Consider the following 499-nt stretch of genomic DNA (forward strand, 5'->3'; position numbering starts at 1 on the left):
GTTCTAATGAGTTCTGAACGATTAATGTAAGTATCTACATCATCTTTTAAGAAGTGTTGCGTTAAGATTGTATCCGCACCATGTGCACGTAAATAACTTGCAGCATCAAATGTTCTTGAACCTGTTCTTAATGTGAAGTTTCTCGTATCTACTATAATACCTGCATACATGACTGTTGATTCTAAACGTGTCAATCTTTGTTCAGTTGGTTGATATTCTAATAATTCAGTAACAAGCTCTGCAGTTGAACTTGCATATGGTTCCATATATACCAATAGTGGGTTTGAAATAAAGCTTTCGCCACGTCTGTGGTGGTCAATAACGACTTTACGGTTTGCTTTATTCAAGACATTTTCATCTAAGACCATTTCAGGCTTGTGCGTATCCACGACAACGACTGTCGTCTTAGACGTCATCATATCCCAAGCTTCATCTGAAGTGACAAAGCGTTCTTTTAATTCTGTTTTCTTATCAATTTCGTCCATGACACGACGTACAG

The 499-nt window shown here is 37.5% G+C and carries 1 protein-coding gene; it reads right to left on the reverse strand.

Annotated elements, in window-relative coordinates; translation table 11 throughout:
• Positions 1–499: DHH family phosphoesterase (locus tag HZY83_RS07000; RefSeq protein ID WP_179943331.1), on the reverse strand; the 499-nt coding region annotated here is incomplete at both ends.

The organism is Gemella sp. GH3, from assembly GCF_013415425.1.
Taxonomy (GTDB): Bacteria; Bacillota; Bacilli; order Staphylococcales; family Gemellaceae; genus Gemelliphila.